Here is a 7,349-nt window from a genome sequence, read left to right as displayed (position 1 = left end):
CACCTCCTCGTCGTGGACGACGAGCCCGACCTGCGCACCCTCTACGAACTCACCCTGCTCAAGGTCGGCTACCGGGTGGACACCGCCGACACCCTGGCCAGCGCCCGCGCCCGGCTGGCCGAACGGCACTACCAGCTCGTCATCACCGACATGCGCCTGCCCGACGGCCTGGGGCTGGAACTGGTGCGCCAAGTCACCGCCGAGCAACGGCCCGAAAAAACCATCGTCATCACCGCCTACGGCTCGGCCCACAACGCGGTCGAGGCCCTCAAGGCTGGTGCCTTCGACTACCTGACCAAACCCGTCGAACTGCCCCAACTGCGCCAGGCCGTGGCCACCGCCTTGCAAGGCCAGCCCAGCAACGCCACCCAAGGCCACCACGGCAGCGCGGCCCCCGCCCCCCAGCAGGCCGGCCCCAGCGCCCTCACGCCCCAGGCCGCCGCCGCGCTGGCCTGCATCGTCGGCCATTCGGCGCCCATGGTGGCGGTGCGCCAGCACATCCAGCGCGTGGCGCCCACCATGGCCCCGGTGCTGGTGCTGGGCGAATCGGGCACCGGCAAAGAACTGGTGGCCCGCGCCCTGCACGCCTGCAGCCACCGCGCGGCCGGCCCGTTTGTGGCCGTCAACTGCGGCGCCATCCCCGAAAACCTCATGGAGGCCGAATTCTTCGGCGTGCGCAAAGGCGCCTACACCGGCGCCACCGCCGACCGGCCCGGCTACTTCCAGGCCGCGCAGGGTGGCACCCTGTTTCTGGACGAACTGGGCGACCTGCCCCTGCCCATGCAGGCCAAGCTGCTGCGCGCCATCCAGGAACGGCAGGTGCGCCCCCTGGGCGCCACGCAAGAAGAAGCCACCGACGTGCGCCTCGTCAGCGCCACCCACCACGAGCTGGCCCGCGCCGTGCAGCAAGGCCGCTTCCGGCAAGACCTGTACTACCGCCTGAACGTGATTGAACTGCGCATACCGCCCCTGCGCGAACGCGCCAGCGACCTGCCCGACATGGCCCACGCCCTGCTGGCCCGCCTGGCCCAGCGCAACGGCCTGCCCCAGCCCCCCACCCTGGCGCCCGACGCCCTGGCCGCCCTGGCCCGCCACCCCTTCCCCGGCAACGTGCGCGAACTGGAAAACACCCTGGAACGCGCCCTGGCCCTGCACACCGGCCCCACCCTGGGGGCCGAGGCCATACAGCCCCCCCCCAGCGTGGCGCCCCCACCCCCCGGCTTCGCCGACAGCGGCTTTGCCCCCACCGTGCCCGCCCCGCTGCAAGCCCTGCCCCCCGGCACCCCGTGGCCAGCCGACGCCGAGCCCGACCGCGCCCACCTGGCCGCCCTGCTGGCCCACAACCGCTGGAACCAAAGCCGCACCGCCCGCCAACTGGGCTGGACGCTGGCCAAACTGCGCTACTGGATGCAGCGCCTGGGCCTGGGCGACAGCGCCTAACGGCACATCAACATTTCACATCAAATTTTGATGTGACCACCCCCATGCAAATGAGCCTTTGGGGGCTTTGTCCTAGGAGAACACACCGTGGAAGCCGCTGGCACGGATGCTGCATAACACACACCAGCCTCAAAACCTTGGGGTGGTTCAACCAACTTTTGGAGGGGAAACCCATGAAACTCAAGCAACGTGCCCAACAAGGCTTCACCCTGATCGAACTGATGATCGTGGTGGCAATTATTGGTATTTTGGCAGCTGTTGCGCTGCCGGCTTACCAAGATTACACTCGGCGCGCTACTGCGTCAGAAATCGTTTTGGCAGCTAGCGCAGCTCGAACTTGTGTTCAAGAACTTAATCAAGGCGCTCCAGCACCGGCTGATCCCGACTACACCACCTGCGATCCCGACACAGTACCAGACCGTGTCACAAGTGTCACGGTTGGTGCCACGGGTGTAATTACAGTTGTTGGGACTGTGGTTGCCGCTGATGACGTTACAGTCACATTGACGCCAACACCTCTGGCAAACGCTGGCATCGTCACTGCATGGGCATGTGTGGGCGCACCAGAAAATTGGATGCCTGCCACCTGCCGCTAAATCTTTTGATTTATTATATCCATAAAGCACACTGCTAATGCAGTGTGCTTTTTTATCAAAAATTGATGATTTAAGTCCTTAATATCTGAACCAGCCGCAAGTAGAAAATCTCGCCCCACATAGTCTCAACATGGAGAAATCCAGATTCAGCAAAGCGCAGATAACCGGAATCCTCAAGTAAGTCGAACTGGGCGCCAAGGTCGACCAAACGCACAGGATACACGGCATCAGCGACTCGTACGCGGCACAAATGAAACAGCAGGTTCTGGTGTTGGCAAACCGACGCTTAACCCAGCTGCACCAGTTACGGAAAAAATAGCAAGGTCAAACGCTTGCTTGGCGACTTGGCCTCAAGCCAATTTTCCTGAAGATGCATGTTTGATCAAAGGCGGTTACTCTGAAGCATCGTCAGATGTTCACTCACGAAATCATGATTGGCACCGGACTGAGCCACTGCCCAGCGCTAGCGCTTTACATACCTTCGCCAACCAAAGCAAAAGGCCGGTCAAGCTCCGCGGGCATTGGAGACTTGAACACCTTGCTGACTTAACGCTTTAGCTCCAAAGCAATACCCGAGACACTGCTGCTGCCAACGGTCACAGTGGCCGCGTCGGTGTTCAATACCGTCACCCCCGTGGGGTTGGCCACAGACAGGACCACTTCTCTGCTGGGGGCCGTCAGGCAACTGAAGCTTGCACTGCTGGCATTGGTCACTGTCACCGCACAGGCAGAGGCCACCACCCCTGTGAACGGGTTGGGGGCAGAAATGTTGATCTGGACGTCGTTCATGTCAATCGTCAGGTCGGTGGTGCTCAAGGTACCCGCCACCGTCAAAGCACCGTTGACTTCCAACCAGTAGTCACGCGGGCGCAGGCACGAACCATCTGTGCTGCACGACACGCCCTTCAAGCCCGCTACCGTAGGGCTGGGTTCCTGGTACTGCTTGAGGCCGCCATAACCTTGCGATGAAATGACGTAAGACGTGGAAGGCGAACCGTGACTGGTGGCCGTGATGAAATTGTTGGGCGCGTTGTTGCCGCTACCTTTGTTCAATATTGCCGTCTGGCAACGCACTGGGTTGTTTGCACCGTACACCACGTAATGCAGTTTGCGTGTTTGGCCGTTGGTTTCGTGGTATTTCAAAATGCCCGACTGGCCCACGATGTCGTCATTGGACGAAGGCGGCACCACCTGCGAAAAAACGGCTTTGATGGAACGCGAGCCCCCGACCAGGTTGACGTTGTCCGGCTCGTCCGGGCAGGCAAACTGTTTGGACGCGTTGATGTCCAACGCAATGTTGCCGTACCACCCCGTAGGAACAAAGCAGACATAAGCCGCCGACTTGGTGCCCGTGGGCAACACGTCAAGCACATAGGTGGTGTGGTCGTTGGCGTTGGTGTATTTCAGCGGAAACTGGCAAAACCCCACAGCAGTGGTCAGCAACTGCATGTTCAGGGCCAGTTCCGAAATCGGCGCATCCCTCGACGCAATAATGCCGGACACCTCCAGCAACTCCACGTTGCTTTCAATGCGGCCGTAGTAGCGCCCATCTGGACCTTTGACATAAAGAATGAAGCTGCCATCGGCTTGTGGCACCACAGCCACGCCAGTGGGCCGCTTGGCATCGGCAGGAATATCGCCATCGGCCTTGCCCACCGTATCGTTCAAACGCTTGGCCACAGCAGGTTGGGGAACAGCTGCGTTTCCTCCACCACTGGCCGTGAATATGGAAGGGTCAAACGGCCGCAAAAACGAACGAAAACTGTAAGTTTGCCCAGCCTCTTTGCAACTGTCCGAGGTGACGGTGACGCTGTAGTACAAACCGCCCTGGGTATTCAGCAGGTTGCTGCAACTGGCGGCATCGGCAGGGTCAACGCCCTCAAAGCCTCCGGCAATCCCAAAGTTCTCGTCTGCCGGTTCGTCGGGGTCACCGGCATTGCAAATGGCCGCTGGCAAGAAGGTTCTGACACGCTCAAACTCCATCTGTGCCAACGCAGTGGCGGCACCTAGCGCCTTGGCGTTGCAGTTGGCATCCAGCACCGAGGCGTGTATGCGTATGACACCCAATGTACCCATGGACACCACGAGCAACGCAATCATCACTTCCAGCAAACCAACGCCGGCTTCATGTTTCAAGGACTGTTTCATGTCCGCCACCTCACATTTTGTTTATGCACAAGCACCCCATGGCAAGGCGCATCACCAGTCGCGCCATGTGCCGGACACCGCAGCACGGCTGGGGTCCAGAATTTCTTCGACCTTGGCCATGGTCGAGGAATCAGCCGTGATGGTGAAGTTGCCTTTACCCGGGGGACCTTCAACCGTGTTGGCGATCACCGCGCCGTACACATCGCCGCCGCCCTTGAAATCCGACCTGCCCGAGGAATAAATACTGCCGTAAATGGTCGGCTTGCCGGTGAATGTGATGTTGCCATCCACAGCAATCACCACGGGGCTGGAGGCCGTACCGGCCGATGCCCCCAGCGAGATATCCACAGCACCGCCACCGCTGTGGAATACCGCGACGGTCTTCCACCCCCCGGCCGAAATCAAGGCAGATGCTGCGGCCGCTGTGGTACTTGCCAAGTCGATCTTCAATTCCGCCCGCTGCTTGAACTCATCGAATGTCTGCAGCAAGCCCAATCTCTCGTAGTTTTCCTGTGTCAGGTTGCGCAGGTTGTGGTCATTGGTCACCACATCAGGCCCCAGGTTGAACTTGGTGCCGCCTTCTTTTTCGGAGCTTTTTTGGTTATTGGTGCCATCAATATTTACGAACGTTTCAAAGCTACCGGACAAAGCACCGACTTCAGCCCCGGTCCAAATGGTGAGGTTGTTTTCGTTGTTCACCACGGATGCGTTACCGGTCAGCGTGCCCGACGCACCCTTCACCGTCAACGGTGCGATGTTGCCCAGCCGCAATCCGCCTGCCCGACTGGCCAATACGATTGACGCATGGCGCAATGCGCTACCGTCTGCACTGGTACCCGTGGCCACCACCAGCACGCTGTTACCTGTGGGTGGTGAAACACAATTGTTGATGAGGGTATCCAAACTCACCGGCGCCACAGGCACGGAATAATCACAAAACCTCACATTGGTCAAACGGATGGGCACAGCATTCGCTGCGGCCACTGCAGCCAGACAATCGGCTCGCACCTGCGCCACGCCAGCAGCGGTTTTGATGTCGTAGGTGAAGCCACCTGCCCCTGTGTCGAAGTAAGCGTTGATGGCGCAGGTCAACCCCGAGTCAGCCGCTTGCAACGCTTGCTGCGCCCTGGTTTGGTTGGCCAATGTACGCAACTCGCCCACGGCGCTGCGGTTCAGGTACAAAGCCGCGAGTGTGGTCAGCAGCACCAGTGCCACAGACACAAACAGGGTCGCTACACCACGACTTTTTCTTTTGTGGGGGCTCATACGGTCACGCATGTCGTGTTCCTCAGATAGGTTTTGCTGCCAACGCCCTTGCGAGGCAAATTGACACCCGCACCAACTTGCCCTTGCAGTTCAATCTCAATCGCTCTGCCACCGTCTGTACAACTGAATACCACGGCAGTCACTGTGAACAGCGCTGGGTCTGTCCAGGCTTGTCCAACAGTACAGTCAGCGGGCTGTGCTATCTGCCCCTGGATCATGGTTAGGGCATTATTTTCAAAGGCGAATCCGCCCCAAGTCACCGCACCCACGCCAGGCTCTTGGTAGGCATACAAGACACAGGCGCCATCGTCGGTCACCTGCACCACGGGTGGTACGGCACCGACGTTAGAGACATAGCCAGCGCGCCGCAACTCGTTGGCCATGACGTCCACCGCAGTCTGAAGGTCTGTGTTGAGCTTGCTACTGCGCAGCGCATCGCTCGTGCTCCTGCTGATTGGGCCAAACATCATGATGGAGCCGGCAATCACAATCATGCCGACCACCAGACTGACCATCAATTCAATAAGCGAGAGGCCTCGCTGTTTTTGCATCGTGGATTTCATGGGCAAGCGGGGTAACGGATAATGAAGTCGGTACGGGTGCAAAGTGTGACCAGCCCAGTGTCTGTGGCGCGGATTCCGAGCACCATGCCTGAAGGTGACGAAACCTGAATTTCGGGAACCGCACCAAGCGTAGTAGGTGTCATGGTTGCTTTCCTGCCAGAAATCAAGAAGCCTGTACCGGTCAACGTCATGCCTGGGTAGTTGGCCGCTACACGCGGCACAACGCTGGCCACATGGCAAGCCGACGCCGCCGTATCGGGGTCACAAGCAGCAGTCGTGCTGACAGACAGCGCCCAGTTGGCTGCGCCGGAGTTTTTGACATTGACAAAAATATCGGTAGAAAGCCTCATCGACTCGCTGCGACCCAGCCGCATGGACTGGTACACATCTTCAGCTGCCGACTGAAGGCGGTTCGATTCAATCTGACGGACAAAACTTGGATAAGCTAAGGCAGCAAGAATGCCCACAATGGCTACCGTGACCATCAACTCAATGAGGGTAAAACCTCGAAGCCGTGCGTTCATGGTGCGCACCTTTTAGCGCTTCCAGCAGGCCGCTGGGCCAGTGGTGGTGGCAGCACCATTCACTGTCAATGTGATGGTTGGGCATGGCGCATCTGCAGCTTGGCTAGAACCTGCCACAGGCGTCGCAGTTGCCGTGTAGCCTTGTGCCGTGACGTCAGCAATGGCCAGTGTGTAGAAACCCTCTGGCGAGTTGGCGGAAGCAGTACCCAACTCGGCAAAATTTGCTGTGTATGAGGTGTTGTTGGCACGAAATTTTTCTTGCGCCAGCTGCACCGCCGTCAGTGCAGCAATAGCGTCAGACCGACGGGCTTCACGAATATAGTTGAGATAAGAAGGCCAAGCGATGGCTGCCAAGATGCCAATGATCGCGACAACGATCATCACCTCGATCAACGTGAAACCCACTTGTTTTTGACTGTGTTTTTGAATCATGCGCTACTCCTTGTGTCACTTTAACGCCACAGCTCAGCCACCGAACAAGTAAGCGACGAGCGCAGCTACACACTGTACGAACGGAACGGATGGTTGGCGTGCATACACTGTACCCATACAAACCACCACTTTGAGCCCCAATGGTGTCTCCAGTGCTCTACGGTGCTAAATCACATGCATCGCCCAACTTCGGCCCCCGCCCCCCCAGCACCGAAGTCAGCCTGATCGTGGTGCACTCCATCAGCCTGCCGCCCGGCCAGTACGGCGGGCCGGAGGTGCCGCAGCTGTTCACCAACACGCTGGACTGGGACGCCCACCCCTACTTCCAGGCCATCCGTGGCCTGCAGGTGTCGGCGCACTACTTCATCCGCCGCACCGGC

Annotated in this window: 7 protein-coding genes and 1 pseudogene; 3 read left to right on the top strand and 5 right to left on the bottom strand. The window is 59.2% G+C overall.

Annotated elements, in window-relative coordinates:
- Both HA630_RS06915 and HA630_RS06910 read left to right on the top strand, forming a co-directional pair.
- A partial coding sequence (locus tag HA630_RS06915) for a sigma-54 dependent transcriptional regulator (RefSeq protein ID WP_243855380.1) occupies positions 1–1,440 on the top strand: 1,440 nt, incomplete at its 5' end.
- A 173-nt stretch (positions 1,441–1,613) separates the two neighbouring features.
- Positions 1,614–2,036 (top strand): prepilin-type N-terminal cleavage/methylation domain-containing protein, encoded by a 423-nt coding sequence (locus HA630_RS06910; RefSeq protein WP_166833593.1) that lies wholly within the window; start codon positions 1,614–1,616, stop codon positions 2,034–2,036.
- Positions 2,037–2,582: 546 nt separating this feature from the next.
- Here HA630_RS06910 and HA630_RS06905 read toward each other — a convergent pair.
- Genes HA630_RS06905 through HA630_RS24680 form a run of 5 tightly spaced genes read right to left on the bottom strand, consistent with a single transcriptional unit; the run spans position 2,583 to position 6,969 of the window.
- A complete protein-coding gene (locus HA630_RS06905; protein WP_166833591.1) occupies positions 2,583–4,184 on the bottom strand; it encodes a hypothetical protein in 1,602 nt (533 codons plus the stop codon).
- Between the two features lie 51 nt (positions 4,185–4,235).
- Positions 4,236–5,450: a PilX N-terminal domain-containing pilus assembly protein gene (locus tag HA630_RS06900; RefSeq protein ID WP_208299997.1), complete on the bottom strand. Its 1,215-nt coding sequence runs from the start codon at positions 5,448–5,450 to the stop codon at positions 4,236–4,238.
- Entirely contained in the window at positions 5,447–6,013 is a 567-nt protein-coding gene (locus tag HA630_RS06895) for a PilW family protein (protein ID WP_166833587.1), read from the bottom strand. The genes HA630_RS06900 and HA630_RS06895 overlap by 4 nt, the downstream gene beginning before the upstream one ends.
- A complete protein-coding gene (locus tag HA630_RS25595) occupies positions 6,010–6,537 on the bottom strand; it encodes a prepilin-type N-terminal cleavage/methylation domain-containing protein (RefSeq protein ID WP_166833585.1) in 528 nt (175 codons plus the stop codon). Before HA630_RS25595 ends, HA630_RS06895 begins: the two co-directional genes overlap by 4 nt.
- A 12-nt stretch (positions 6,538–6,549) precedes the next feature.
- The gene (locus HA630_RS24680; protein ID WP_166833583.1) at positions 6,550–6,969 is read right to left on the bottom strand and encodes a type IV pilin protein; all 420 of its coding nucleotides are present in this window, start codon (positions 6,967–6,969) and stop codon (positions 6,550–6,552) included.
- A 140-nt stretch (positions 6,970–7,109) separates the two neighbouring features.
- Between HA630_RS24680 and HA630_RS23465 the strand changes: the two are divergent.
- Positions 7,110–7,349 (top strand): annotated as a pseudogene (locus HA630_RS23465) (1,6-anhydro-N-acetylmuramyl-L-alanine amidase AmpD); the annotation flags it as partial.

The sequence above is a fragment of the Aquabacterium sp. A08 genome, assembly GCF_011742065.1.
Note: the sequence above shows the minus strand (reverse complement) of the source record. Positions and strands in the feature narration are given on the sequence as shown.

Excerpts from the sequence above, each read along its gene's own strand:
- HA630_RS25595 (WP_166833585.1), bottom strand. The coding sequence starts at position 6,537 with ATGAACGCACGGCTTCGAGGTTTTACCCTCATTGAGTTGATGGTCACG.
- HA630_RS06910 (WP_166833593.1), top strand. The coding sequence starts at position 1,614 with ATGAAACTCAAGCAACGTGCCCAACAAGGCTTCACCCTGATCGAACTG.
- HA630_RS06900 (WP_208299997.1), bottom strand. The coding sequence starts at position 5,450 with ATGAGCCCCCACAAAAGAAAAAGTCGTGGTGTAGCGACCCTGTTTGTG.
- HA630_RS06895 (WP_166833587.1), bottom strand. The coding sequence starts at position 6,013 with ATGAAATCCACGATGCAAAAACAGCGAGGCCTCTCGCTTATTGAATTG.
- HA630_RS06905 (WP_166833591.1), bottom strand. The coding sequence starts at position 4,184 with ATGAAACAGTCCTTGAAACATGAAGCCGGCGTTGGTTTGCTGGAAGTG.
- HA630_RS24680 (WP_166833583.1), bottom strand. The coding sequence starts at position 6,969 with ATGATTCAAAAACACAGTCAAAAACAAGTGGGTTTCACGTTGATCGAG.